The organism is Alishewanella aestuarii B11, assembly GCF_000280055.1.
GTDB classification, from domain to species: Bacteria; Pseudomonadota; Gammaproteobacteria; order Enterobacterales; family Alteromonadaceae; genus Alishewanella; species Alishewanella aestuarii.
In genome coordinates, this window is record NZ_ALAB01000002.1 from 297,749 (window position 1) to 323,264 (window position 25,516).

The following is a 25,516-nucleotide window of genomic DNA, read 5'->3' on the forward strand; positions in this document are numbered from 1 at the left end:
CTCTCGTGTCGGATGTTGGATCTGCTGTTAGTCAGGCGCCACGTTGTCTGGCTCACTAATATAAGGTTGCACCAGCGCCTGTAATTGCTGAATTAACTGTTCGCCGGCCTGATAGGGCAGGCCATCTTCGGTTAAGGTGCTCTGCCGTGTTACACCATCGATACAGCCATTAGCGGTTAAAAACTGTAGCAAAGGCAGTAAATTGGCGTTGGCCAGTAAATCGCGGCCCCGCAGCACACTTAGCATGGCAATAATACCCCAGGCCGCCCAGTTTGACACATCAGCTACCACTAATTCGTCGCATTCGGTAATGCTGGGGGTAATATTTAAGCCGGCCAGTGCCGCTTGCACATTGCCCATGCCAATTTCGTTACCACCATCGCCAATAGCCAGCGTGGGGCAGGGGGCTAAATTTAATAGATCATCAAAACTGGCGCAGCGCGCCGAGATATCTTCACCGCGCATATTCACATAAATACCGGCTGCACTCAGCCCCGGCCGTTCAATCGATAACACCAGTGCCGGCTTAAGTTGCTGCAGTAGTTGCCGGGCCTGCGCCACCCGCCCCTGCAGTTGATTCACCGGTAGCTCGGCACATTGATAATGCTGCGCTAATAACGAGAACAGCGGTTTGCCGCATACCAGATATGGTTTTAAATTAAGTGCCTGGGCTGCCTGGTACAGCGCAATGGCACCCACCGGGCCGTCGGTTTCAAAGGTATCCAGCACCGGAAAGCCGGTGCCGATTAAAAGGGTACTGCCGGCCGGCAGGTTAAACAGCCGCGCCGCGCGCAATATATAGCCGGGGCGTAGCTGTTGCTGTACCTGCTGCATACCTCGCAGGTTGCGGGCGGTAAGCAGCAGCTCAATTTGCCGGCTGAGGGCGATAAAATCGGCCACTTTGCTGGCGGGTGCGGTAGGTTGGGATAGCGTCATAACGGTTCCTGCGTAGCGGCATGCTGCGGGTGGGCTGCTTTGGCTGCAGGCGAAAACCTGGCCCGATAGAGAGCCAGGGCATTATGCACCTGATAACTATCCAGCGGGCTAAATTGTACCAGGCTGCCGGGTGGCGTTTGTGCCAGTCGCCAGCAGTCCAGACTCAGCACAGTGCCTATTTTCGGATAGCCACCGAGGGTTTGGCGATCATTGAGCAGCACTATCGGTTGGCCATCGGGTGGAATTTGTACTGCACCCAGACTAATACCCTCAGACAATAAAGCGCGACTACTACAACTAATAGCACTGCCACTGAGTTTATAGCCCATCCGATCACAATGGGTGCTTACCTGATAGGGGTTAAGATAAAAACGGGCGCGCTCAACGGTGCTAAATAAATGGTGCTGATAGCCTTCCAGTAAGCGCAGGCTTAGCACTGTGCTGGCGCCGGCTTGCTTTTGCTCTGCCTTGGTAAGCGCTGCTGCGCTGGCAAGTGGCGGCAGGCTAAATTGTTGTACTTGTGGATCCGGTGTGGATAACGCAGGCAGTGTGGCTTGCCCGGCCAGTGGGATCTGATCGCCTGCCACCAGTTTGCTGCCGTCCTGATGCAGGCCGCCTACGCCTTCCCGCATTACGGTGGCGCTGCTACCAAATTGCAACGCTACCGCAAAACCGCCGCTAACGGCCAGATAAGCGCGCAAGCCCTGCGTCATATAACCCAGCTCCAGTTCATCGCCGGCTTTTAAGCTAATGGCTTGCCAGCAGGCGACGGCTTTACCATTTAGCCGCAGGGGCAGCACGGCACCGGTAACGGCGACGGTACAGCCGGCAGTCGCCTGCACGATTAAACCGCCAATGCTATGTTCAATAACAGTGCTGTGTAGTGGGTTACCGACTAAGGCATTAGCCCAGGCAAAACTATGGCCATCCAAGGGGCCGCCCTGGGTCAGGCCCAGGGCCGTCATGCCAAAGCGGCCGGCATCCTGTAACAGGCTTAAGGTGCCGGGACTAATGATTTTCAGGCAGGCGCTGTGGTTTGGCTGAGTCATAAGGCGCCTCCGAGTAGCTGAAACTCCCGCTCGCTAACCGGTATAAAGCGCACCTGATCGCCGACCGCGACCGGCATCGCCGGTTGTTGCTGCGGGTTAAACATCCGAATTGGACACAAGCCTAATAAATGCCAGCCACCCGGTGAGGCCGCAGGATAGACCGCAGTTTGCCGATCGGCTATGGCGACGGCACCGGCCGGCACTTTGGCTCTTGGGCTGCTCAGGCGCGGCATGGCCAGTTCGGCCGGCAATTCACCTAAGTAGGCAAAGCCCGGTGCAAAACCAATGGCATACACCTGGTAGCTTTGGCTGCTGTGCAGTTGTATTACTTCATCGGGGGTGAGGTTTTTCGCCTTGGCGACGCTAAGCAAATCCGCGCCGCTTTGCGCACTGTACCAAACCGGCAGTTCGACAATTTTGCTGCTTTGCTGCACCAGTTGGCCAGCAGCAGCGGCTTTCGCCTGTAACACCTGGTTTAGCAAGGGCTGCAAGCTAAGGTGGCTGTGGGTTAGCGGATTAAATTGCACTAATACCGAGGCGTAAGATGGCAGCAGTTCAGTGAGGTGCTGCCCCAACAGGGGGGTTAGCAGCGAACAGTAATACTGTACGGCAGCGGCAGTAGCCGGGCTGATTTGTTGCGGCTCCAGATACAGGATAAAAGCGTTTTCGCCGGCCAGCTCCAGCCGTAGTTGTGGTGGTGTTATTGCCATTGGCGCAGTAACTCCCGGATTTCGGTCAGCTGGGTGATGGCTGCGATATTGTCGCCATGCACGCAGAGGGTGTCGGCAGTCAGTGGCAGCGCCTTACCGCTGTCGGTGGTAACAGTGCCCTGCTCCAGCAGTTGTCGTACCTGCGCCAGCACCTCGGCACCGTGCAGTACCGCGCCGGGTTGGCTGCGTGGTGTCAGTTTGCCGGCGTCGGTATAGCGGCGGTCAGCAAAGGCTTCCAGTAATAAGCTTACCCCGGCAGCCGCCGCTTGTTGCTGATAATCGGCGGCATTGGCGGTGGCTAAAATCATCAGCTTCAGGGGTTTATGGTAACTGGCAACCGCTTGCAGTACCGCTTGCCAAACCTCAGCTTTGGCCATCATATCGTTATACAGGGCGCCGTGCGGTTTAATGTAGCTTAGCGCTAGGCCCTGGTTTTGCGCCATGCCATCCAGCGCGGCAACCTGATAGTGAATAAGATTAATGATTTCGCTGGCGGAGCATTGCATACTACGCCGGCCAAAGCCTTGTAAATCAGGATAAGACGGATGGGCGCCGATGGTAACCTGATGGTGTTTGGCCAGCTTAAGGGTGCGCGCCATCACATCAGGATCGCCGCCGTGAAAGCCGCAAGCAATATTGGCCAGGTCGATATGGGGCATGGCCTGCTCATCTAACCCCATAGTCCAGCTACCGAAGCTTTCACCGAGATCACAGTTGAGTAATAAGGCAGGGCGAGGTTGTGACATTGGGCTCTCCGGTCGTGGCTGGCTTGACTTGGTGGATCTGACCCCGAAGCCCGCTTCGGGGTCAGATCCTGGTCTAGTTTGCGCGACTGGCCCCGCCTTGTCCAGAGGTTGGTAGCGCTGTTCTAATAAAAAATTCTTTATGCATTTCATAGCGGAATAAAGTATTCCATGAACTTTGTCTTTGTTGAAAATATCTGAACAGTGAGTAACAAGTTGTGCTTTAATAGGTAGACGCTACGGCAGGAGCTTAGAGGCAGTATGAGCAATGCGCGGTTTGATAGCAGAATTAAGGATTTAAAGCAGGCGTTACTGCCGCTAATGCAACTGGTATGTAAAATTACCGGGCTGGAAACCGCTTTCGTCACCTATATTGACCCTATTTTGGCGCGCCAACAAGTGGCCGTAGTAGTGGGTGATGGTGAAATTGGCGTTGTCGAGGGCAGTGAAATCGACTGGCAAGACTCGATGTGCCGGCTGCTGTTTAATGACGAGCACTGGCAAGACAACGAGATTAAACAGCACTATCCGCTAAGCGCTGGGGCGGCCCTGGGCATGAATACCTTTTTTGCCGTGCCGGTGCAGCATCAGGAGAAAATCATTGGTACTGTTTGTGGTGCCAGTACTCGCGATCAGCATTTAACTTCGGCCCAACACGAACAACTGCAGCTGATTGCCGAAGCCGTATCCTGGACCTTGGCACAATGGCAGCGTTTAGTTAAATTGCAGCAGCGGCTCCAGTTTACCCGCCAGCGTTTACAGCTTGCCTATCAGGACCGCGACTCTTTAAAAGCCCTGGCCGAACGTGACCCCTTAACCGGCTTATTAAACCGGCGTGGTTTTGCTGATTTCTGGCAGCGCTGTACCGAAGTCGACACCGATCAAAAGCAGATAGCGGTGATTGCGCTGGACTTTGATAATTTTAAACAACTGAATGATAACTTTGGTCATCAGGCGGGCGATGAAGCCTTGCAGGCGTTGGGGGCAATTTTACAGCAACATACCCGCGATTATGATTTTGCCGCGCGTTTAGGTGGTGATGAATTTTTACTGGTGTTGCCAGGCTGTCAGCGTCTGGAAGCGCAAGACGTGGCCAGCCGCATTCAGCAAAGTTATCAGGCCAGCCCTTTTGGTGACAAACACGGTATCAGCATTGGTATCGCTGTGACCGGGCAGGGCGCGAACGATGATTTGCTGTTACTGGCCGACAAGGCGCTGTATCAGGCTAAAAACAGCGGTCGCGGTAACATCGTCTGCAGAACGCTGCGCGCCTGATTTATGGTGACCTGGCGGATCTGACCCCGAACTTTGTTCGGGGTCAGATCCTAGAGCACCGCCAGTTTACTGTTGGTTAAATCGGTTACCAGCATATGCCCGGGCGCATGGCTAATACAAAAATCCAGTTTGGCATTGGCAATCGCTACCTGCGGGGTAACACCACAGGCCCAGAATACTGGCACTTCACCGGGTTTAATCGTGACCGCATCACCATAATCTGGCTGGTTGATATCCCGAATACCGATAGCCGCCGGATCGCCAAAATGCACCGGCGCGCCATGTACTTGCGGAAAGCGCGAGCAAATCTGAATAGCGCGAATCGCATCGGCCGGTTTCATTGGTCGCATACTAACCACCATATTGCCGCTAAATACCCCGGCACTCTGACAGGCCAGGTTAGTGCGATACATCGGTACATTGACCCGCTCGGTGATATTGCGAATTTCCAGGCCATCAGCCAGTAATGCTTCTTCAAATGAAAAAGAACAGCCGATTAAAAAGGTCACCAGATCATCGCGCCAGACGGTAGTCAGATCAGTGACCTCATCGACCAGTTCGCCATGGCGAAAAATGCGGTAGCGCGGTAAGTCGGTGCGAATATCTAAATCCTGTGCCAGCTGCGGCAGATCGACAGCACCAGGACGAGCCGCCATACCCAGCAGCGGGCAGGGTTTGGGGTTAAAGTGACAAAACTGCAGGAAGTCGGCGGCATAAGCGGCAGGGATAATCGCCATATTGGCCTGCACAAAGCCCGGCGCTAGACCCGAGGTATTGCTGGCAAACTCACCGCTGCGACACAGCTGGCGGATTTGATAGGGGGTAAGTTGTTGCATGGAGATCTCCTTGGCCGAACAAGGTTCGGGGTCAGATACCGAAGGTTACCGAAGGTTAGGCGTGGCCGTAAATTTCTTTGTTGGCGAGCCAGCGTTTAATTAGTTGCAGGCTGGCCGGCCGGTGTTGTTGCCACATTATTGCCGCCAGTTGCCGTGCTTGTGGCAGTAACTCTCTGTCGCGGGTTAGGTCAGCAATTTTAAACTGCATTAAACCGGTTTGCCGGGTGCCGAGCAGCTCGCCGGGACCGCGAATTTCCAAATCGCGCTGTGCAATAACAAAGCCGTCGTTACTTTCGCGCAGCACTGACAAGCGTGCCTGTGCCGTGCGCGACAGCGGTGCATGATATAACAGCACACAATGCGATACGGCGCTACCCCGGCCAACCCGGCCGCGCAGCTGATGCAGCTGCGCCAGGCCCAGCCGCTCAGGGTTTTCGATAATCATCAGGCTGGCGTTGGGCACATCGACACCCACCTCAATCACGGTAGTGGCGACCAATAAATCCAGTTCACCACTGCTAAAGCTTTGCATAATTTGCTGCTTTTCAGCGCTTTTTAAGCGGCCATGCACCAGGCCAATTTTTAGCTCTGGCAGCGCTTGCTGTAGCATTGTTGCGGTATCTTCCGCGGCCTGGCATTGCAGCGCTTCCGACTCTTCAATTAAGGTGCAAACCCAGTATGCCTGGCGTTGTTGTTCGGTTACCACCTGCTTGACCCGCGCAATCACTTCATCGCGGCGGCTATCCGGAATGGCGACGGTAGTCACCGGCGTACGGCCCGGTGGTAGTTCATCAATTATCGAGGTATCCAGATCGGCATAAGCCGTCATCGCCAGGGTGCGAGGAATTGGCGTTGCCGTCATCACCAACTGATGCGGATAATGGCCGGCGATGCCGCCTTTTTCACGCAGTGCCAGGCGCTGATGTACGCCAAAGCGGTGCTGCTCATCGATAATCACCAGCGCCAGTTGTTTAAATTCGACCTGTTGCTGAAACAGCGCATGGGTACCCAGCACCATTTGGGCACTGCCATCGCCGATCGCAGCCAGACTCTGCTCACGCGCCTTACCTTTGCTTTTACCGCCCAACCAGGCTAACTGAATACCGAGCGGTGCAAACCAGCGCTGAAAATTTAATGCATGCTGTTCAGCCAGCAGCTCGGTGGGTGCCATTAACGCTACCTGATAGCCATTGCCAATAGCCGTTAATGCCGCCAGCGCCGCAACCAACGTTTTACCGGAACCAACATCGCCCTGTACCAAGCGCAGCATCGGCAGCGGTTTGGCGAGATCCCCCTGAATCTCTGCCACCACCCGCTGCTGGGCGCCGGTGGGCTGAAACGGCAGTTGGTTTAAAAAGTCGTTGAGTAGTTTTGCCGGTGCGGGCAATGCTACCGCCTGCTGTTGCTGACCCTGACTACGTAGCTGATACATACTCAGCTGCTGCGCAATCAGCTCTTCTAAAATCAGCCGCTGCTGCGCCGGGTGCTTGCCTGCTTCTAACAGCGTAAGCTGTGCATCCGGCGGCGGGCGGTGAATATAATGCAGTGCCTCGGCCAGCGACCAGGGTTGGCGCATCAGCTCGGCCGGTAAATATTCGGTTGGTGCATATTGCTTCAGGTAAGTCAGGGCGGCATCCGTGAGATTGCGCCAGGTGGCTTGTTTTAAGCCTTCGGTGGTCGGGTAAATTGGCGTCAGGGTTTCGGCGACTTGCAGCTCCAAGGCCTCATCCTGTAATACTTTGTATTCCGGATGCAGCATTTCCAAACCGCGCGGGCCGCGCTTGACCTCGCCAAAGCAACGTAAGCGGCTGCCTTTTACCACGGCATTTTTTTGTGCCGCCGAAAAATGAAAAAACCGCAGCGTCATGCTGCCGCTGCCATCTTTCACGGTAACCAGCCAGCTGCGTCTTTTACCAAAATGCACCTCGCTGCTTTGTACCTCGCCCTGCACTGTGGCGTGCAACAGCGGCATTAAGTCGGCAATCGGATACAGTCGGGTACGATCTTCGTAACGCAGCGGCAGGTGAAATAAGATGTCCTGAATGCTAAAAATCGCCAGTTTCGCCAGGCGTTCAGCAACCTTGCTGCCAACGCCCTTAATGGCTGAAATGGCGATATTATCAAGACGGGTCTGGCTCAAAACCGGGCCTAAGTAGGTAGAGGCTAGTAGGTAGACGGCACTTCCATCACGCCGTCGATTTCAATTTGCGCACCGCGTGGCAAAGCGCTAACTTGTACCGCCGCCCGCGCCGGATATGGTTCCTGGTAGTACTGGCTCATAATCTGGTTAACTGTCGCAAACTGGCTTAAGTCAGTTAAAAAGATATTTACCTTCACCATATTATTCAGAGTGCCGCCGGCAGCTTCACACACCGCGCTTAAGTTTTTAAACACCTGATGGGTTTGCTCGGTAAAATCTTCTGACACCATTTGCATCGTAGCTGGCACTAATGGGATCTGGCCGGACAAATACACGGTAGTGCCAATTTTTACCGCCTGGCTGTAGGTGCCGATGGCCGCTGGCGCGGCATCAGTACGGATAATCACTTTTGACATGAACGCTTATTTCCTTCTGTAAACTTTTTGCACATCGGGCATCACGCGGATTTTGCGCATCACATTGGCCAGATGTACCCGATCTTTTACCGAGAGGGTGATTTTTATCACATATTCGCCGGTATCGCGATCTTCAGTCGATAAATCCTGAATATTGGAGTCCTGAGTGGCGATCATCGTGGTCAGTTTTGCCAGCACGCCTTGTTTATTCAGAATAAACACCCGGATATCACACAGGAACTGTTTCTCCGTCGTATTATCCCAACGTACCGGGAAGAACCTTGCCGGTTCACGTTCCCAGCCTTTGATATTACGGCACTCAGCGCGGTGCACGTTAAGACCTTTGCCCGGTGTGGCATTGGCGACGATAGGATCGCCGGGTATCGGCCGGCAACACTTGGCAAAGGTGACCAACATACCTTCGGAGCCGACGATAAAGGTATTGCCTTTGGGGGTAGCCGGCGCCTTACTTTGCGGCTCATCGCTATCAAACTCACCCAATAAGCGGCGGGCAATGGCGATCGGTAATTGGTTACCGAGGCCGATTTCGCTATATAGTGCATCCAGTGTTGGTTGTTGTAAGTTGGTAAGGACCTGCTCAATCCGCTCCTGGCTAATCTCTTCCAGTTTCACTGTACCCAAAGCGGACGTCAGTAAGCGTTTACCCAGGCTAACAGCTTCGTTTTGCTGTTGTTTTTTAAGGTAATTGCGGATACCTAAAATAGCGCGGCTGGTGACCACATAGTTTAACCAGTTGGCATTAGGCTTACCGCCGGGGCTGGTAATAATTTCGACCGTTTGCCCGGTTTCCAGTGGTTTGCTTAGCGAGTAAGGCCGGCGGTCGACCTTAGCGCCAACACATTTATTACCGATATCGGTATGTACCGCATAAGCAAAATCGACTGCGGTGGCGCCAATGGGCAGCTCGACGATGCGGCCTTTCGGCGTGAAGACATAGAGTTCGTCCGGATACAGCTCGGATTTCACATTTTCGACAAATTCCTGGCTGTTACCGGCGCTTTGCTGTAATTCCAGCAAGCTTTGCATCCAGCGCTGGGCGCGGATTTGGGCGGTAGACTCACGCACTTCGCCGTTGACCTTATACATCCAGTGCGCGGCAATACCTTTGTCGGCCATTTCATCCATTTCGCGGGTGCGCATCTGAATTTCTACCGGAATACCGTGCGGACCAATCAACGAAGTATGTAGCGACTGATAGCCGTTTTGCTTTGGAATAGCGATATAGTCTTTAAAGCGGCTTTCAATCGGTTTAAACAGGTTGTGCATTACCCCCAGGGTGCGGTAGCAGTTATCGATACTGTCGACCACGACCCGAAACGCATAGATATCCATTACATCATTGAACATCAGCTCTTTGTTTTTCATTTTGCGGTAGATGCTGTACAGATGTTTTTCGCGGCCACTGACCTCAGCCGGAATACCCGTTTGTTGAATGCGGTTGCGGATATCCTGCTGCACTTTTTCCAGCAATTCACGGCGGTTACCGCGCGCCTGTTTAACCGCTGAGCTAAGAGCACGGTAACGCATTGGGTATAGCGCCTGAAAACCCCAGTCTTCCAGCTCATTTTTGATGTTATGAATACCCAGGCGGTTGGCGATCGGCGCGTATAGTTCTAAGGTTTCTTTGGCAATACGGCGGCGTTTTTCTGGTTTTAACGCCCCTAGGGTGCGCATATTGTGGGTGCGATCGGCCAGTTTAATCAGAATAACCCGGATATCCTGGGTCATCGCCATAAACATTTTTTGCAGGTTGGTGGTTTCAAACTCTTTGATATCTTTAAATTTTACTTTATCGAGTTTGCTAACACCCTGTACCAGCTCGGCTACGGTGGCGCCGAATAAGCGGGTAAGATCTTCTTTAGTAACCGGGGTGTCTTCAATCACATCATGTAGTAGGGCGGCCATCAGTGTTTCGTGGTCGAGTTTCATCTCGGCCAGAATACTGGTGACCGCTACCGGGTGGGTAATGTAGGGCTCACCGCTAGAGCGAAACTGCGGTGCATGTGCATCTCTGGCAACCACATAGGCCTGTTGTACCAGATTAACCTGCTCCGGGGGCAGATACGCACTTATCTGATTTTTCAGACCTTCAAACAGATACACGGGATCTCCAAACGAACACAGCATAGTTGATAGATAATATGCTGTTTAAGCTTAGAATATACGTGTAAATTTGGCGAATGCCAACGGCAGAAAGGCCGTTGGCAGCAATTTGGCAGGCTTTTTTTTACTGATCTGAGCCGATAATGGCAGCAACGGCAGCCATTTCAGAGGCTTCTTGCTGTAACTGATCGCGGCGCTCCTGTTGGTCCAGGATGCTCTGAGTAATAAAGCCTTTTTCAATTTCGCGCAGTGCAACCACAGTTGGTTTGTCGTTTTCACGGTCAACCATGGGTTCTTTGCCTTCCACTGACAGCTGACGAGCACGGCGTGCTGCAACCAGAATTAAGTCAAAACGGTTACCAATTTTATCTACAGCATCTTCAACGGTTACGCGAGCCATTCAGCACTCCGGAATAATTCAGTGTTAATACAGGTATTACAAGACCGCATAGTGTACGCTATTTTGCTGCTTTCGCCAACAGTTGTTCCAGCAAAGCCTGCTGCCGGTGAGCCTGGCTACTAAAGCGGTTACGCTGCGCCAGTACGATGCGCTCCAGCTCATTGTAAGCTTGCTCTAACTGGTCATTAATAATCAGATAGTCATATTCGAAGGCATGCGACATTTCGCTTTGGGCCTGGGCCATACGTTTGGCGATGACGTCGGCGCTATCAGTAGCGCGATGGGTCAGCCGCTGCTGCAACGCGTCGAGACTGGGCGGCAAAATAAAGATACCAATAGTACCGGCCACCTTGGCGCGGATTTGTTGTGCGCCCTGCCAGTCAATATCAAGAAACACATCGATACCCTGACTGAGTAACTTGCGAATAGCCTGTGCTGAGGTGCCATAGTAGTTACCGAATACCTCGGCACTTTCTAAAAATTCGCCGTTGGCGATACGCTGCTGAAAATCGGGAATAGTGGTGAAGTGATAATGCACGCCATCCTGCTCGCCTGCTCGTGGCGCACGGGTGGTATGCGACACACTTAAGCGCATATCGCTGTAACGCTTTAGCAGCGCCTGGATCAGCGTCGATTTGCCGGCGCCACTGGGCGCCGAAATAATAAACAGGTTGCCGCTTAATTGCTGCATGCTGTGATCGATCACGGGGAATACCTTAGCTAAATAGGAATAGGCTAAGTTTACTGTGGCCAGCTTGCCGGTGCAAACTGGCGCGTCAGTTAAGATTTTTTCGCTTTGGCTTTAATTGACAAGGTAAGGGTAAAACTCGCCATCACGTCGTCACCATTTTTTTCCGGGCAGGTTACGATTACCGACACCGGGCGATTGACCCGCTCGCCGGTCGCGATAGACTCATCCAGCATCTGGTCAATCACATCGCCATCATGGCTAATAAAATGCACCCGACCTTCCGGACGTTTTAAAAATTTACCTTCCACATCTTTAAAAGCAAAGTTAGCGTTTACACCCCGCGCCTTGGCTTTGGTAAATACCAAAAAAGCACCCGCCAGATCGGCACCAATAGCAAGGGCACCAAAATAGATACTGCCCAGATGGTTTTTGGTGCGCCATTTATGCGGCATCGTCACTTCAACGGTTTTGTCATCCATGCGGATAATTTTGGGCGAGCAAAAGCCAATCAGCGGAATATAGCGCCAGGCAAACAGCTTTAAAAACCAATTCGCTTTACGTAACGATACCGCCATAACCACTCCATTTTTCCGAAAATGCTGCTAGTAAAGTGCTAGCTTAGCACTGGTCAGACCAAGAGGCTAGTATTGGTTTTAGAGTTGTCTGTGCTACTGTTTTTCACAGATAGCCCTTTATAGCTGAGGCTAAGCTGATATCAAACCCACTTTCTTTCAGCTGAGGAGGAATTCGCTGCTGTCGTCAGCTCTTTCGATGTTAGCTTAATTCCCAAGCCGTTTAACACAGAGAAAACTGCGGCTAAAGTGCAATTGGCGTTGCCGTTTTCAATACGTGATAAGGTGTTAATGCCGACCCCACATAGCGCCGCACAGTCGGCTAATTTAATACCGAGTTCTGTCCGCTTTGCTTTAATCAGTTGCCCTAATATTTCGGCATTTTCGATAAATACTGAATTCGGCATGTTTGAAGCTGTGACTTTCTTTGCCATGATGTTGGCTCTGCTTTAGCTATTAATCCACAATTGATGATGATAAAGAGGGGGAGAGACAGGGCAAGATCACGAACATTTAACGCGCACTTTAACATAACTGATTGACCGCGATCTTCCGTTGTGATCAGATACTGGCTTTTACGCGGAGCCAGTTTATGAACATCGATATTTTTGCAGAGCACTTTTCAGAATTAGAAGACCCAAGGCAAGCATCTAAGGTCGTTTACCCCTTGTTTGACGTGGTATTTTTAACGCTGTGTGCCGTTATCGCAGGCTGTGAGGGCTGGGAAGATATTGAAGATTTCGGTGAAAACCGCTTTGACTGGTTGCAAGAACATGGTTTTTTCAAACTGGGCTTGCCGGTACACGACACTATCGCACGGGTGATGTCATTGCTGGACAGCGAAGCTTTACAGCGTTGCTTTGCCAGTTGGATGCAGGCTTGTACAGAGCTTACTGATGGTCAGGTGGTAGCGATTGACGGCAAAACGTTGCGCAGCTCTTACAACCGCGAAGACCGCTGCTCTTCTATTCATATGGTTAGCGCTTTTGCCAGTGCCAATGGCGTGGTAATGGGCCAGGTTAAAACGGACGAGAAGAGCAACGAAATTACGGCGATACCTCAGCTACTTAACTTGCTGGAGCTTAAAGGATGCTTGGTCAGTTTGGATGCCATGGGATGCCAGAAAGAGATAGCGCAGCAGATAGTAGATAAAGAAGCCGACTACCTGTTGACGGTTAAAGGCAACCAAGGACAGCTGCATGATGCCGTAAAACAAGCCTTTGCGGGTAAAGCGCACAAAGATACTGCCGCGCAGTCACTAGAAAAGAACCGTGGGCGCTTGGAGTACCGTGAATTCCAGGTATGTGATGCCAGTGAATTACCGGAAAAACTCAAAGCTGCGTGGCCAGGGCTGACAACCCTTGGCATGGCAACGACTTACCGGGTGGAAAAGCACAAGCGAGCCGTATTAGAACAGCGTTATTTTATCAGCTCAGCCGTTCTTAGTGCCGAGCGGCTAGCCAGCGCAGTTCGCGAGCATTGGAGTATCGAAAACCAGTTACACTGGGTGCTGGATGTAAGCTTAGGTGAGGATGCTTGCCAGATATATCGTGGTAATGCAGCGACTAATCTTGCCACGATGCGACACTTTGGTTTGAATATGTTACGCGCTGAGAAGCGAAAAATGAGTATCAGAAGAAAGCAGCGTCAGGCATTGATGAATGAGGCTTATTTGGATGCGGTGCTTGAAGCTGGAATGAGTATGGTTATTAAATGACCACTCGTAATCTCACCCTGGGGGGAGAGAAATTTCAAATATAATCACTGATAACGGTGATTATATGCGGTTAATGAAAGATTTTTTAAATTAATAACCGGTAGTGGTGATTAATTGCTGAGTTGTATTAGATAAAAGCCCTGTATTTGCAGGTAAATAGCAGGGCTTTTTATTCGATCATTGAAGAGTGGAAAAGTTATTCAATATTTGGATCTACTTATAGATTGTAAGTTTATTTTTTAAATCAGTGGTTTGAGTTTGAAGTTGTTGGTGTTTTTGCTATTTTACCCGCCACTTTACCCACCGTTTTTATTATGCTTCAGTTGTCACTTCAATAACAGGAAACATCTATAGCCACTATAGATATGCTAATGCGTTGTTTACGAAGTGCCTAGCAAAGTGTCGTATTTTTGCTTGGGGGTTTGTCGTATTTTTGCTAAGCTTAGGCAATGTTATGCCGGAGGTGCCTTGTGCTAAAGTTAAGTTTAAAGCAACAGGTTGAGCAACAGATTAGTCGCACCAAGCAAGATGTTTTTCTGCGCGCTGATTTTGAGCAATTGGGTGGCTATGATCAGGTAGGACGGGCACTTCGAGAGTTAGTGGCTGAGGGTAAGCTACTGAAAATTGGTTATGGCTTATATGCTAAAGCCCGGATCAGCAGCATCACAGGTAAACCTATGCTGGCATCTAACGGCGGTTTTAAGGCCGTATCAGAGCAAGCCCTGGAGCGGTTAGGTGTTGCCTGGCAGCCATCAGATGAACTTGTGCGCTACAACAAAGGTGAAACCACTCAGGTTCCGGTGAATGCCAAAGTTATCGTAAAAAAACGTTTCAATCGTAAAATTTCTTTGCGTGAGATGCAGTTGCATGTTGAACGTGGCTCTTAGTATTTGTTTGCGTAGCAAAAGGAAAAAGGTATGAGTTATATTCCACCATTTACCATTACCGCAGATATTGTGAATTTGGTGGCAAACATTAGCGAGCAGGTGGGCCTGTTAAATGCCAGTGTGCTTAACGTGTCGCCACAATTGCGCAAGCAAAACCGAATAAAAACCATTACTGGCACCCTAGCTATTGAGGGTAATACGCTGAGCGAGGAGCAAATTACCGCCATAATTGAAGGTAAGCCGGTTTTGGGAAGCGTTCGTGAGCTGGCAGAAGTGAAAGGGGCAATAGCGGCTTATGAGGCTCTGGTTCATTTTAAAGCCCACAGCCTGGACGATTTACTCGCCGCCCACGGCTTAATGATGGCAGATATTCTAACTTCGGCTGGGCAGTTTCGGCATAAGGCGGTAGGTATCCACAAAGGCGGTGAAGTTCATCATGTAGCACCACCAGCACATAAAGTTTCCGGCTTAATGGCTGATTTAATGCAATGGTTGCAGCAGGCAAAAGATCATCCTTTAATCACCAGCTGCGTATTTCACTACGAATTTGAATTTATTCACCCCTTTGCTGATGGCAATGGCCGTATGGGACGTTTGTGGCAAACCTTAATTTTATCGCAATGGCACCCGCTGTTTTTATCCTTACCCCTAGAAAGTATGATTAAAGATCATCAAGCACAGTATTATCAAGCCCTGGAACAGGCAGATGAGCAAGCTGATAGCACGGTTTTTATTCATTTTATGCTAAGCACTATTGCGAAAACTTTGGCTCAAGCTTTGGTAAGAAACGCCCCTGTAAACGCCTCCGTAAATGCCCCTGTAAATATTGCTGGCTTGAAAACGCTTGATGCGATTATGTTATTGCTGCAACACAATCCGCACTTAACGCGCCAGCAATTAGCCGATATGATAGGAAAAGACCTACGCACCATAGGCCGAGCAATTAGCAAGCTACAACAAAACAACCAATTAAAACGCATAGGCTCCGACAAAACCGGGTACTGGCAAGTTTGACCATAAGAGGTGTCTGGCATTAGCTGCATTCACCTGGTTAATATGTAGCATTGATCAATTATCAGCTCCACTAACGATTTCTAAGGTGATTAATCTTGCTATTCACCTCATTGTGTGAGTAGATTGTGCAACGTATTCACCTCAATCAGTAGGAGCCTTGCCTATGTGGATCTGGCAACAACCCGATTGGCCCGGCCGTCAGCAAAAGGCGTCACAAGTCTTTCGTTATGATCATGCTGCACTAACGCCTAAGTTACGTGAGCTGCACTTTTTGCAAGGCGTACTGCTGGGCAAAATGGGTGTGCAGGATAACCAGCAGGCTGCACTGGATACCATGCTTGCCAATATCCTTACCTCTAGCGCCATTGAGGGAGAGCGACTTAACCATAGCGTGGTGCGTTCATCATTAGCCCGAAAGCTAGGTATTGATGAGCAACAAAGCGTTGCAACAACAGCACAATCGGATGGCCTTGCTACGATGGTGACAGATGCTATCGGTAATTGGCAGCAGCCATTAACGCTGGAGCGATTATTACAGTGGCACTCCTGGCTATTTCCGACCGACAGTTCGCTATTAGAGAGATGGCAGATTGGGCAGAGAGTGCAGGGCGGGCAGCTGCGCGGTAACGAGCCGATGCAGGTTGTCTCAGGCAGAATCGACCGCCCTAAAGTGCATTTCGAAGCACCACCACGTGAAGTTTTGGAAGGCGAGCTTAATTGCTTTATCGACTGGTTTAACCGCTCGCGGGATGATGCCAAGTTAGACCCGCTGCTACGCGCAGGTATTGCGCATTTCTGGTTTATCACACTCCATCCGCTGGAGGATGGCAATGGCCGCTTGGCCAGGCTGTTGACCGATCTGGCGCTGGCGCAGGCCGAACATCAGTCGATCCGCTTTTATGCCATGTCGGTTGCTATCCTGGAAAGGCGAAGCAGTTACTACGGTATTCTTGAGCAAAGCCAAAAAGGCGATATTGATATCACTGCCTGGTTAGTTTGGTTTCTCGACACGCTAGCCGCTAGCCTGAAGCAGGTGCTGGCTGATATCGAACAAACGCTACTAAAAACGCGCTTCTGGCAACGGGTAGATCAAACCCAACTGACTAAAGAGCAAATGAAAGTACTAAACCGGTTACTGGATGGCGACTTCAGCGACGGCATCAGCAATAGCCAATATGGCAAAGTAGCTAAAGTCAGCCCGGCAACCGCCAGCCGGCATTTGGCACAGTTGGTAGAAATGGGGTGTTTGGTGAAAACCGCTGCTGGGGGAAGAAGTACCCGGTATGTGATCTCGCAATAGCGAGGATGTTTTCTGCGTGCTGATTTTGCGCAATTGGGTGGCTATGATCAGGTAGGGCGGGACTTCGAGAGTTAGCGGCTGAGGGCAAGCTACTCCAAATATTCTAACGAGCTTCTAAAGGCTGGTTGGATTTAACAAGCAACAATCGAGAATAAGTTAATGAGTGAACTACAGATTTATCAAAATGAAGACGGTAGTTTGCAACTAAATGTGCAGTTGCAACATGAAACTCTGTGGTTGTCTCAAGCGCAAATGGCGCAGCTATTTGCCACCAAACGCCCAGCTATCACCAAGCACTTAGCAAATATTTTTAAGTCTGGTGAACTGCAGCAACATGCAGTATGTTCCATTTTGGAACATACTGCCACAGACGGCAAAACCTACAACACCCAATTCTATAATCTGGACGCTATCATCTCTGTGGGGTATAGGGTTAACTCAGGTAATGCTACCCGCTTTCGGCAATGGGCCACTGCCACCCTGAAGCAACACTTAATAAAAGGTTATAGTTTAAATGAGCAGCGTTTAAACCAAAATGCCGCAGAACTGGAAAAAGCACTGCAACTGGTTAAACGGGCGGCAGCCTTGCCTTATAACAGTGAGTTTGGTGCTGGCCTAGTCGATATTCTGACCAGCTATACGCAAACTTTTTTATGGCTACAACAATACGACGAAGGTTTGTTGCAACAGCCAAAAGGTGAACCGGGCGGCCAGTTAACCCCGCTAGCTGATGCCAGGGCGGCGTTGGCGCAATTAAAAGCAAAACTTATAGCGAGAGGTGAAGCTACCGCTTTGTTTGGCAAGGAGCGACAAGACGGTTTGGCCAGTATTTGGGGCAATTTACAACAGACGGTATTTGGCGATGCCGCTTATCCCAGCATTGAAAGTAAAGCTGCACATTTGTTGTATTTTGTGGTGAAAAATCACCCGTTTAGCGATGGTAACAAACGAAGCGCAGCATTTTTATTTGTTGATTTTTTGAATAGAAACAAACGATTGTTTAATGAACACTATCAAGCTGTTATTAATGATACAGGCTTGGCTGCTATTACCTTGTTGGTGGCTGAATCTGATCCGCAGGAAAAGCAGACCTTAATTCGGTTAATTGAAAATTTATTGGCAAAATAAAAAATTGATATGGCGTGGTTAGTTGTGTCGGCGCTATCTATGTGCGCCACTATAGATATGCTAATTCGTTGTTTATGAATTGCCTAGCAAAGTGTCGTATTTTTGCTAAGCTTAGGCAATGTTATGCCGGAGGTGCCTTGTGCTAAAGTTAAGTTTAAAGCAACAGGTTGAGCAACAAATCAGTCTCACCACGCAGGATGTTTTTTTGCGGGCTGATTTTGAGCAATTGTATAGTAAAAAGACGTTTTAACCGCAAAATTTCGTTGCGTGAGATGCAGTTGCATGTTGAACGTGGCTCTTAGTATTAAATCCTTAAACTATTGAAAAATTTCATGCATTCAGAAGTCTCAACTGTTTTAAGCTCGCCTGTAAGTATTGAGTGGATTGGGTTCTCTGATGTCGATAAATCAAACTGATCCTAAACACTTCGAAAGTGTTGCGTCTATCGATGCCAGATTGGCAGAAATTGAGCATGAAAAACGTAATTTATTGGCTCATAAGGAAGCTTTACTCAGGGTAACGCCTGTCGATGATAATGGCTCAAATTTAACCCCAACGCAGAAGATTGCTATTTTTCGTAATCTATTTCGTGGGCGTCAGGATATTTTTGCCAATCGTTGGCAAAACCAACAGGGGCGGGCAGGGTATTCGGTTGCTTGTAACAACGAGTGGGTGCAGGGGATTTGTAACAAACCCCACATTAAGTGTATGGACTGCCAGCATCGGCGATTTAGTGAGTTAAACGATCAGGTTATTTACCGCCATCTGTCAGGTCAACAGGTGGTTGGTTTGTATCCGTTACTTCAAGACAACACCTGCTATTTGTTGGCTGTCGATTTTGATAAAGGCCACTGGCAAGACGAGGTTAAGGCAATTGCAAAAGTCTGCCTGGACTTAGCCATCCCCCACGTAATTGAAATATCCCGCTCCGGACAGGGTGCACACCTTTGGATCTTTTTTGAAGATAGCGTACCAGCAAGTGACGCTCGGTTACTTGGGTTTGCACTGCTCGATAAAGCTATGGAAAGCTATCCTAACCTGTCGTTTGACTCCTACGACAGATTATTCCCCAATCAGGATGTGTTACCAGAGGGTGGTTTTGGTAATTTAATTGCGCTACCACTGCAGCGTGAAGCCAGGCAAGCAGGTAACAGCTCATTTGTTGATCTGGAACTGAAATTGATAGCCGATCAGTGGCAGCACCTTGCGCAAATAAAACGGCTGAAACAACAAGAACTAACCCAGCTACTCAGCCAGCTATCCTCAAATACGTTGCTGCAAAAAGAGCAACACGTGCCTGATAGTCGTCCACCCTGGGAAACCAGCGCAAAACCGGAGCCATTACTACTGGCTAATCCGCCAACCCAATTGACGGTGACACTGGCTGACAGAGTGTATTTTAAGTTGGATACGCTACCCAATGTTCTGGCAGCACGACTTAAACGCTTTGCCAGTTTTTCTAACCCCGTATTCTTTAAAACTCAGGCACTGCGTTTTTCAACTAATGGTATCCCAAGATTTATTTCGTGTGCACGCATGGAGCAGGGCTATCTATCGCTGCCAAGAGGCTGTTTGGATGAGGCGATTGCTTTGCTCACTGAGAGCAAAATAGCCGTGCTTATTGATGACAAGCGTACTGCAGGTAAAAAGCTTGTTGCTCTAAAACCGTTGATGACGTTTAGACCAAATCAGAAAGTTGCAGTGAAGGAGATGACCAAGCACGATACCGGTACTTTGCATGCCCCTACTGCGTTTGGCAAAACGGTAACAGCGATTGGTATTATCGTGAAGCGTAAAGTCAATACGTTAATTCTGGTACATAGCCGCCAGTTACTTGAGCAATGGCGGGAACGTCTAAGCTCATTCTTACCTGAAGTTGAAATAGGTATGATTGCTGGTGGTAAAAGAAAGCCTTCGGGCGTAATTGATATTGCGACCTATCAAAGCCTAATTAATCTTAAAGACAACACCGTTCTGCCGCTGGTAAAAGATTATGGCCACGTTATCGTAGACGAATGCCATCATGTTTCAGCCCCGCGATTTGAAATGGTGTTAAACGAGGTGCGAGCGAAATATGTACTGGGGCTCACGGCAACGCCAGACAGACAAGATGGCCATCAGAAAATCATATTTATGGCGGCAGGCCCTATCCGGCACAAAGTCAAATCACAGACTGATGAACAATTTGAGCAGCAGGTGCAGGTGCATCAGCTGCAAGATACAAAGCAGCACGCGTTACTGACCGAAGAGCGACCAAAAGTAGCTGATGTGTATCGGCTGATTATGGAAAATGAAACGCGCACTAATCGAATTGTGGCAGATGTGGTGCAAAGCGTTAACGCAAGTAGGCATCCACTGGTGTTAACTGAGCGACGCGAACATGCGCAACAAATTAACAGGCTGCTGCAAGAGCAAGGGATTGATTCAGTCATCCTTACAGGCGCGATGAAAGCCGCTGAGCGCAAAAGCGCCAATGAGCGACTTTCTTCAGCGAAGGTTGTAGTAGCAACCGGCAAGTATGTTGGTGAGGGCTTTGACTTACCAAGGCTAGATACCTTGTTTCTCGCTATGCCAATCGCCTGGAAGGGAGCCCTAGCGCAGTACGCCGGCAGGATCCACCGTGAAGTTGATGGTAAAATTCTGGTGACAATTCATGATTACGTTGATACTTATATTCCAATGCTGCAGCGTATGTTTGCTAAGCGGGAGAAAAGTTACAAGGCAATGGGGTACAAAATGGCGGTTGTAGGTGGTGATTTGTGAGCGAATATCAATATTATCGATTTGAGTGTCTGGATGGATTTTTAGACAGCAGGCAACGCCATGCGTTGAAGCAAATTTCAAGCCGTGCCGAAATTACCGCAACTTCTTTTCAAGTTTATTATCACTATAGTGGTTTAAGGGCAGAACCCTGCGACGTTGTGCTGGATTATTTCGATATTGGCTTTTATTACGCTGATTGGGGCTCGATAAATGCTTACATTAAGCTACCTGCAGGCACTTTGCCTGACGAATTAATGCAGATTACAGCCTATTGTTTTAATGTTTACGAAACTGACCAATGGCAGATGTTGGTTTTCTCAACAGAAGAGTATGACGACTATTTAGATGACGAGCAGGCAGCTGATTTTTTTCAGCATTTGGCCACCCTTCGAAGCGAATTGCTGCAAGGTGATTGGCGTCTGCTGTATTTCGTCTGGCTCAAAGAATTAGATTGCAATGATGAATTGGCTGCAGTGCCACTGATTCATTTTGATTTCAACAATCTAAGCAACTCGCAAGTAGCCTTTGCAGCGTTGTTTGATATTCCTCTGCCTTTGGTTAAGGCGTTGGCGCTAACGCTAGCGTCTAACCCTGGCCATCAGCCGAAGCAGTCTCAATTACAAATTGATGTTTGGCTTAGTCAACTATCTGAGCAAGAAAAAGACAATCTGTTACAACTGCTGTTTGAGCAGGGGCAGTTAACGCGGCAGCAAACCTTGGCAATGACCTCAAAAACGCAAATCAAGCAAGAGACTTATCAACACTGGCTAAGTGCTGAAAGAATTACACCATACATAGAGCAGGCTGAAACACAATTCAAGCAAGAACAAGCCGCTTCGCTGTCGCAAAAACAAGCCAAAGAAAAAGCGGAGAAGGAAGCGCAGCTGTCACAGCTATACCAGCAACGCGAGCATTTCTGGCAAAAGGCACAAATGGAGGCAAATCGTTCGTGTGCCAGTGGCTATGATCAAGCAGCGCGCTATTTACAGCAACTTGCCGAGGCTTACCAGTTGAAAGGGCAAACCGAGGAGTTTGCACGTCTTTTTAAGCGATTTATCGCCAGCAATGCTAGCCGGAAGGCGTTGTTGAAACGGCTACAAAACATCTAATAGCAGGTACCTGAGATAATTAGTCGCACCACTCGATTGACGATTTTCCGTTTTCATCTACACTTTATTACGTATTTGGTTATTTGGTGTGCACCTATGTCAAAATCTGACAAATTATTACTGGTTTTTGCTAACGCGGTAAAGGCTGGCGGCGGCATTCACAACACTGCAGAGCTTGCTTTTATGTTAGGTGAGCCATACACACCCGCCTTTACGAAATTTCTGGCCGACCGGGTAAAAAAAGGTCAGCTTAGGAGAGTGGCCCAAGGGTTATACGAAAGTGTGCTAACGCCGCCAGAGCCTGAAACAGCAATTTATAAAATCATCAAAAAATTGCGCAGCGATGAACTGAGTTATATCAGCCTGGAAAGTCAGCTAAGCCATACTGGTGAGATTTCGCAAGTGATGATGGACAGGGTTACCGTAGTGACAAAAGGTAGAAGCGGCACCTTTGCCACGCCTTATGGCGTGATTGAGTTCACCCACACCAAAAGGCCTGTCGAGCAGCTTGCCGCTAATCTGTATTTTGACCCTGACATTAAAATGTATCGTGCCAATATCGAACAAGCGCTGACCGACCTGAAATACTGTCAGCGCAATCTGCATATGCTGGAGCATGAATAGAGATTTCTGCGCCATCCCGTCATTCGACATTGAAAAAAGGCCCTTGTTAAACCATTACAATATCGTGGTACCCACCGAGGGGATTTTGGTGCCGGTGCAATCATTGCAGGAAACGTTGGCAGATAAATTTATTGCCGTCGCTTATCGGGCTAGAAGAATTAAACCGCGAGATATCTGGGATATCGTCTGGATCAAACAACGAGGCGTAGCGCTATCAAAAGAACTGGTAGAAAAAAATTAGCGGCAAGAAATAAACATAAAGACGACTTTAGAACCGCGCTCGAGCTGCAGATCAAAAAGTTACAGCAAGATGATGAAGTACTTGCTGATTTTAATATGGAGATGAGCCGTTTTATCCCAAGTCAGATCAAGGAGCGTACGGTGGATAACCCGGAATATTGGGCTTATGTGCAGGCCGAAGTCAGTGCGATGGCATCGGAGTTACTCAGTAATGGTTCGCCCAAAACCAGGTTTGATATGGGGATGTGAAGCCTGTCTAACGATACTTAGAATTTTCTTAGTGCGTCTGATGAGGTGATTAACCTTACTATTCGCCTCACTGTGTGAGTAGATTAGCTAGCGTATTCACCTAAATCAGGCAAGCCTGGCAACTGCGAGCTTGTACAACAAAGTGCCGTATTTTTGCTAAGCTGCTGCCAAGAAATGCCGGAGGTGCCTTGTGCCAAAGTTAAGTTTAAAGCAACAGGTTGAGCAGCAAATTAGTCGCACTCAGCAGGATGTTTTTCTGCGAGCTGATTTTGAGCAATTGGGTGGCTATGATCAGGTAGGGCGGGCACTTCGAGAGTTAGTGGCTGAGGGTAAGCTATTGAAAATTGGTTATGGCTTATATGCTAAGGCACGGATCAGCAGTATCACAGGTAAACCTATGTTGGCATCTAATGGTGGTTTTAAGGCAGTATCAGAGCAAGCCCTAGAGCGGTTAGGTGTTGCCTGGCAGCCATCAGATGAAATTGTGCGCTACAACAAAGGTGAAACCACTCAGGTTCCTGTAAATGCCACAGTTATTGTAACAGGACGTTTTAACCGCAAAATTTCGTTACGTGAAATGCAGTTGCGGGTTGAGTGCGGCTCAAAGCGTTAAAATAGTAGCTTAAATGGGCTTAACCTTGTTACTGTTTCCGGCAGTTTTTGCTTTAGCAGGCAGTCCAGATATTCTTCCGCAGTAAAAGGCGGATTTTTTAGGCTTGCTCTATGCCGTCTTACCGCCTCCAAAACAGCCCCAATATTCAATTCCATCAGATCGGTTATAAAGTCATCAGGGTGCAGTGCTTTAAGGCCGTATTGCCTTAGGGATTGGTCTGGAAAATCTTTTAAGTTAAAAGTGACAATTGCTTCTGCGCGGGTTTGAATAGCAGCAGCTACAACGTGTCGATCGTTTTCATCTGGTAGTGTTATTGATGGAATCAACGGTTGGTAGTTTGTCACTAATGAACCAGGTACATGTAGGTCCATTAAATCGCGTACTTTTTCAAGTTGGGTCCGGGTGCATATTTTCACGCATGGCGATCACTCAATAACATTCAAGCCGATCAGCCAATAACATCCATGCCGATCACACAATAACATCTCATACCGATCACTTTTTGGCACTCATGGTAACGTGCGATCGGCATCAATGTTATTACGTGACTTTTCTCTCCCGCTTCGTTAAACCCGTACTTTCTATCTGTTATTGCTGAGGAAAGTACATGTCTGCGAGGCCCATTTCTGTGAGAAAACTAAAAGAAATTCTGCGTTGCAAGTATCAGGGGAAGCTGACACATCGTCAGATTGCCCTTAGCCTCACTATCTCGGCGAGCACCGTCTCCTATTATGTGAATCGGGCGGCACAGCTGGGTATCACTGACTGGCCACTGGCTCCAATATGGGATGATGCCACGCTCGAGCGTGCTTTCCTTAAAACAGTTGTTGTGCATAAAACCCAGCATAAACCGCTGCCTAACTGGGCGGGTGTCTATCAGGAACTCAAAGCCCCTGGCCGTAAAGGCGTCACCTTAGAGCTGCTGTGGCAGGAGTATGCTGAACGAAGCCCTGAACAGCACTACAGTTACAACCACTTCTGCCGTCTTTATAAAGAGTGGGCAGCCGTATTGCAGCCCTCTATGCGACAAACGCACCTTGCGGGTGAAAAGCTGTTTGTTGATTACTGCGGCCAAACCATGCCGATAGTTGATCCTGATACCGGTGAAATTACCTGCCGTGCGCAGATCTTCGTGGCGGTGTTGGGTGCGTCCAATTACACCTTCGCCGAAGCCACCCGTTCACAACAGTTGGAAGACTGGATCATGAGCCATAAACGGGCCTTTGAGTTCTTCGGTGGCGTACCACAGTTAGTGGTACCCGATTGCTTAAAAAGTGCGGTCAGCGTGGCTCGCAATACTGATCCGGATCTCAATCCCACCTATCAAATGCTGGCAGCCCACTTCGGCACTGCCATCATGCCTGCCAGGCCACGTAAACCCAAAGATAAATCCAAGGCTGAAGTCGGTGTGCAGGTGGTCACGCGCTGGATCCTGGCGGTATTACGTCATGAGATCTTCCACAGTCTGGCGCATCTGAATCAGCGTATCGCCGAGTTGCTTATAAAGCTCAATAAAAAGCCCTTCCAGAAGTTACCTGGTTGCCGGGCATCCCTGTTTAACGATCTGGATGCACCGGCCTTACAACCGTTACCCCGTTTCCCCTACGAGTACACCAAAATCCAACGGGTGTTGGCAGGTAAGGATTACCATGTTGATATCGAAAAGCATTATTACTCCGTGCCTTACGCCTTGGTTGGTAAGCGATTGGAGGCGCACATCAGAGCGCAAACCATCGTGATTTACCATCATGGGCAAGTGGTTGCAGAGCACCCGCGCAGCCACCGTAAAGGGCAGCATACCTGTGACATGGCACATATGCCCGATCACCATAAAGTGATGCTGGAATGGTCACCGGAGCGGCTCCTGAAATGGGCCGCTTCAATCGGTATTTATACACAGCAGTGGGTGCAAGAGACGTTAGCGCACGCGGCACATCCGGCGCTGGCAGTGCGTCCTTGCTTAAGTTTACTAGGGCAAAG

At 49.4% G+C, this 25,516-nt stretch carries 26 protein-coding genes; 13 read left to right on the forward strand and 13 right to left on the reverse strand.

What is annotated here, in order from left to right; all coding sequences use genetic code 11:
* Positions 1–27 precede the first annotated feature (27 nt).
* From AEST_RS02315 to AEST_RS02330, 4 genes are read right to left on the reverse strand one after another with little or no spacing between them, the layout of a single operon-like run.
* Positions 28–936: a glutamate cyclase domain-containing protein gene (locus tag AEST_RS02315; protein WP_008606776.1), complete on the reverse strand. Its 909-nt coding sequence runs from the start codon at positions 934–936 to the stop codon at positions 28–30.
* Positions 933–1,985 carry a 5-oxoprolinase subunit C family protein gene (locus tag AEST_RS02320; protein WP_008606778.1) on the reverse strand — a complete coding sequence of 351 codons (1,053 nt, stop codon included), beginning with the start codon at positions 1,983–1,985 and terminating at the stop codon, positions 933–935. Before AEST_RS02320 ends, AEST_RS02315 begins: the two co-directional genes overlap by 4 nt.
* Entirely contained in the window at positions 1,982–2,695 is a 714-nt protein-coding gene (gene pxpB / locus AEST_RS02325) for a 5-oxoprolinase subunit PxpB (protein WP_008606779.1), read from the reverse strand. Before pxpB ends, AEST_RS02320 begins: the two co-directional genes overlap by 4 nt.
* Positions 2,686–3,441 carry a 5-oxoprolinase subunit PxpA gene (locus AEST_RS02330; RefSeq protein WP_008606780.1) on the reverse strand — a complete coding sequence of 252 codons (756 nt, stop codon included), beginning with the start codon at positions 3,439–3,441 and terminating at the stop codon, positions 2,686–2,688. Before AEST_RS02330 ends, pxpB begins: the two co-directional genes overlap by 10 nt.
* 258 nt (positions 3,442–3,699) lie before the next feature.
* Here AEST_RS02330 and AEST_RS02335 point away from each other — a divergent pair, with 258 nt between their 5' ends.
* A complete protein-coding gene (locus AEST_RS02335) occupies positions 3,700–4,713 on the forward strand; it encodes a GGDEF domain-containing protein (RefSeq protein ID WP_008606781.1) in 1,014 nt (337 codons plus the stop codon).
* 50 nt (positions 4,714–4,763) lie between these two features.
* Here the strand turns inward: AEST_RS02335 and AEST_RS02340 are convergent, their stop codons facing one another.
* From AEST_RS02340 to AEST_RS02375, 8 genes are all read right to left on the reverse strand, one after another.
* Positions 4,764–5,549, reverse strand: coding sequence for a putative hydro-lyase (locus tag AEST_RS02340; RefSeq protein ID WP_008606783.1), 786 nt, complete (start codon positions 5,547–5,549; stop codon positions 4,764–4,766).
* Positions 5,550–5,604: 55 nt separating this feature from the next.
* Entirely contained in the window at positions 5,605–7,689 is a 2,085-nt protein-coding gene (recG, locus tag AEST_RS02345) for an ATP-dependent DNA helicase RecG (protein WP_008606784.1), read from the reverse strand.
* A gap of 23 nt (positions 7,690–7,712) precedes the next feature.
* Positions 7,713–8,105, reverse strand: a complete 393-nt coding sequence (locus tag AEST_RS02350; RefSeq protein ID WP_008606788.1) for a RidA family protein — start codon at positions 8,103–8,105, stop codon at positions 7,713–7,715.
* A 6-nt stretch (positions 8,106–8,111) separates the two neighbouring features.
* A complete protein-coding gene (gene spoT, locus AEST_RS02355; protein ID WP_008606790.1) occupies positions 8,112–10,229 on the reverse strand; it encodes a bifunctional GTP diphosphokinase/guanosine-3',5'-bis pyrophosphate 3'-pyrophosphohydrolase in 2,118 nt (705 codons plus the stop codon).
* A 124-nt stretch (positions 10,230–10,353) separates the two neighbouring features.
* Positions 10,354–10,629, reverse strand: coding sequence for a DNA-directed RNA polymerase subunit omega (gene rpoZ, locus AEST_RS02360; protein ID WP_008606791.1), 276 nt, complete (start codon positions 10,627–10,629; stop codon positions 10,354–10,356).
* Between the two features lie 58 nt (positions 10,630–10,687).
* The gene (gene gmk, locus AEST_RS02365; RefSeq protein ID WP_039924929.1) at positions 10,688–11,320 is read right to left on the reverse strand and encodes a guanylate kinase; all 633 of its coding nucleotides are present in this window, start codon (positions 11,318–11,320) and stop codon (positions 10,688–10,690) included.
* An 89-nt stretch (positions 11,321–11,409) separates the two neighbouring features.
* On the reverse strand, positions 11,410–11,895 hold the full coding sequence (locus AEST_RS02370) for a PaaI family thioesterase (protein WP_008606793.1): 486 nt from the start codon (positions 11,893–11,895) through the stop codon (positions 11,410–11,412).
* 140 nt (positions 11,896–12,035) lie between these two features.
* Entirely contained in the window at positions 12,036–12,326 is a 291-nt protein-coding gene (locus tag AEST_RS02375) for a helix-turn-helix domain-containing protein (protein WP_008606794.1), read from the reverse strand.
* A 158-nt stretch (positions 12,327–12,484) separates the two neighbouring features.
* Here AEST_RS02375 and AEST_RS02380 point away from each other — a divergent pair, with 158 nt between their 5' ends.
* The 11 genes from AEST_RS02380 to AEST_RS02425 all read left to right on the forward strand — a co-directional run bounded on the left by AEST_RS02380 (position 12,485) and on the right by AEST_RS02425 (position 23,536).
* Positions 12,485–13,609: an ISAs1 family transposase gene (locus AEST_RS02380; RefSeq protein ID WP_008606797.1), complete on the forward strand. Its 1,125-nt coding sequence runs from the start codon at positions 12,485–12,487 to the stop codon at positions 13,607–13,609.
* A 470-nt stretch (positions 13,610–14,079) separates the two neighbouring features.
* Entirely contained in the window at positions 14,080–14,496 is a 417-nt protein-coding gene (locus AEST_RS02385) for a hypothetical protein (protein WP_008606799.1), read from the forward strand.
* A 30-nt stretch (positions 14,497–14,526) separates the two neighbouring features.
* Positions 14,527–15,510, forward strand: a complete 984-nt coding sequence (locus tag AEST_RS02390) for a Fic family protein (protein ID WP_008606800.1) — start codon at positions 14,527–14,529, stop codon at positions 15,508–15,510.
* Positions 15,511–15,673: 163 nt separating this feature from the next.
* Positions 15,674–16,810, forward strand: a complete 1,137-nt coding sequence (locus tag AEST_RS02395; protein WP_008606801.1) for a Fic family protein — start codon at positions 15,674–15,676, stop codon at positions 16,808–16,810.
* Positions 16,811–16,969: 159 nt separating this feature from the next.
* Entirely contained in the window at positions 16,970–17,938 is a 969-nt protein-coding gene (locus tag AEST_RS02400) for a virulence RhuM family protein/type II toxin-antitoxin system death-on-curing family toxin (protein ID WP_008606802.1), read from the forward strand.
* A gap of 396 nt (positions 17,939–18,334) precedes the next feature.
* Positions 18,335–20,701 (forward strand): TOTE conflict system archaeo-eukaryotic primase domain-containing protein, encoded by a 2,367-nt coding sequence (locus tag AEST_RS02405; RefSeq protein ID WP_008606804.1) that lies wholly within the window; start codon positions 18,335–18,337, stop codon positions 20,699–20,701.
* A complete protein-coding gene (locus AEST_RS02410; protein ID WP_008606805.1) occupies positions 20,698–21,810 on the forward strand; it encodes a hypothetical protein in 1,113 nt (370 codons plus the stop codon). The genes AEST_RS02405 and AEST_RS02410 overlap by 4 nt, the downstream gene beginning before the upstream one ends.
* Before the next feature lie 96 nt (positions 21,811–21,906).
* A complete protein-coding gene (gene abiEi / locus AEST_RS02415) occupies positions 21,907–22,434 on the forward strand; it encodes a type IV toxin-antitoxin system AbiEi family antitoxin (protein ID WP_008606806.1) in 528 nt (175 codons plus the stop codon).
* Entirely contained in the window at positions 22,427–22,675 is a 249-nt protein-coding gene (locus AEST_RS17345; protein WP_238534538.1) for a nucleotidyl transferase AbiEii/AbiGii toxin family protein, read from the forward strand. The genes abiEi and AEST_RS17345 overlap by 8 nt, the downstream gene beginning before the upstream one ends.
* Positions 22,676–22,776: 101 nt before the next feature.
* Positions 22,777–22,923 (forward strand): hypothetical protein, encoded by a 147-nt coding sequence (locus tag AEST_RS17350; RefSeq protein ID WP_238534539.1) that lies wholly within the window; start codon positions 22,777–22,779, stop codon positions 22,921–22,923.
* Positions 22,924–23,113: 190 nt separating this feature from the next.
* Positions 23,114–23,536 (forward strand): hypothetical protein, encoded by a 423-nt coding sequence (locus tag AEST_RS02425; protein ID WP_008606809.1) that lies wholly within the window; start codon positions 23,114–23,116, stop codon positions 23,534–23,536.
* Here AEST_RS02425 and AEST_RS02430 read toward each other — a convergent pair.
* Entirely contained in the window at positions 23,533–23,907 is a 375-nt protein-coding gene (locus AEST_RS02430) for a VapC50 family PIN domain-containing toxin (protein WP_051030604.1), read from the reverse strand. The genes AEST_RS02425 and AEST_RS02430 overlap by 4 nt on opposite strands.
* Positions 23,908–24,143: 236 nt before the next feature.
* Here AEST_RS02430 and istA point away from each other — a divergent pair.
* Positions 24,144–25,516, forward strand: a 1,373-nt coding sequence (gene istA, locus AEST_RS02435) for an IS21 family transposase (protein ID WP_039924931.1), incomplete at its 3' end; no start/stop codon positions are given.

Bases quoted from the DNA above. Each gene is read 5' to 3' on its own strand.
- AEST_RS02315 (WP_008606776.1), bottom strand. From the start codon at position 936: ATGACGCTATCCCAACCTACCGCACCCGCCAGCAAAGTGGCCGATTTT.
- AEST_RS02320 (WP_008606778.1), bottom strand. From the start codon at position 1,985: ATGACTCAGCCAAACCACAGCGCCTGCCTGAAAATCATTAGTCCCGGC.
- pxpB (WP_008606779.1), bottom strand. From the start codon at position 2,695: ATGGCAATAACACCACCACAACTACGGCTGGAGCTGGCCGGCGAAAAC.
- AEST_RS02330 (WP_008606780.1), bottom strand. From the start codon at position 3,441: ATGTCACAACCTCGCCCTGCCTTATTACTCAACTGTGATCTCGGTGAA.
- AEST_RS02335 (WP_008606781.1), top strand. From the start codon at position 3,700: ATGAGCAATGCGCGGTTTGATAGCAGAATTAAGGATTTAAAGCAGGCG.
- AEST_RS02340 (WP_008606783.1), bottom strand. From the start codon at position 5,549: ATGCAACAACTTACCCCCTATCAAATCCGCCAGCTGTGTCGCAGCGGT.
- AEST_RS02350 (WP_008606788.1), bottom strand. From the start codon at position 8,105: ATGTCAAAAGTGATTATCCGTACTGATGCCGCGCCAGCGGCCATCGGC.
- rpoZ (WP_008606791.1), bottom strand. From the start codon at position 10,629: ATGGCTCGCGTAACCGTTGAAGATGCTGTAGATAAAATTGGTAACCGT.
- gmk (WP_039924929.1), bottom strand. From the start codon at position 11,320: ATGCAGCAATTAAGCGGCAACCTGTTTATTATTTCGGCGCCCAGTGGC.
- AEST_RS02370 (WP_008606793.1), bottom strand. From the start codon at position 11,895: ATGGCGGTATCGTTACGTAAAGCGAATTGGTTTTTAAAGCTGTTTGCC.
- AEST_RS02375 (WP_008606794.1), bottom strand. From the start codon at position 12,326: ATGGCAAAGAAAGTCACAGCTTCAAACATGCCGAATTCAGTATTTATC.
- AEST_RS02380 (WP_008606797.1), top strand. From the start codon at position 12,485: ATGAACATCGATATTTTTGCAGAGCACTTTTCAGAATTAGAAGACCCA.
- AEST_RS02390 (WP_008606800.1), top strand. From the start codon at position 14,527: ATGAGTTATATTCCACCATTTACCATTACCGCAGATATTGTGAATTTG.
- AEST_RS02395 (WP_008606801.1), top strand. From the start codon at position 15,674: ATGTGGATCTGGCAACAACCCGATTGGCCCGGCCGTCAGCAAAAGGCG.
- AEST_RS02400 (WP_008606802.1), top strand. From the start codon at position 16,970: ATGAGTGAACTACAGATTTATCAAAATGAAGACGGTAGTTTGCAACTA.
- AEST_RS02405 (WP_008606804.1), top strand. From the start codon at position 18,335: ATGTCGATAAATCAAACTGATCCTAAACACTTCGAAAGTGTTGCGTCT.
- abiEi (WP_008606806.1), top strand. From the start codon at position 21,907: ATGTCAAAATCTGACAAATTATTACTGGTTTTTGCTAACGCGGTAAAG.
- AEST_RS17345 (WP_238534538.1), top strand. From the start codon at position 22,427: ATGAATAGAGATTTCTGCGCCATCCCGTCATTCGACATTGAAAAAAGG.
- AEST_RS17350 (WP_238534539.1), top strand. From the start codon at position 22,777: ATGAGCCGTTTTATCCCAAGTCAGATCAAGGAGCGTACGGTGGATAAC.
- AEST_RS02430 (WP_051030604.1), bottom strand. From the start codon at position 23,907: ATGGACCTACATGTACCTGGTTCATTAGTGACAAACTACCAACCGTTG.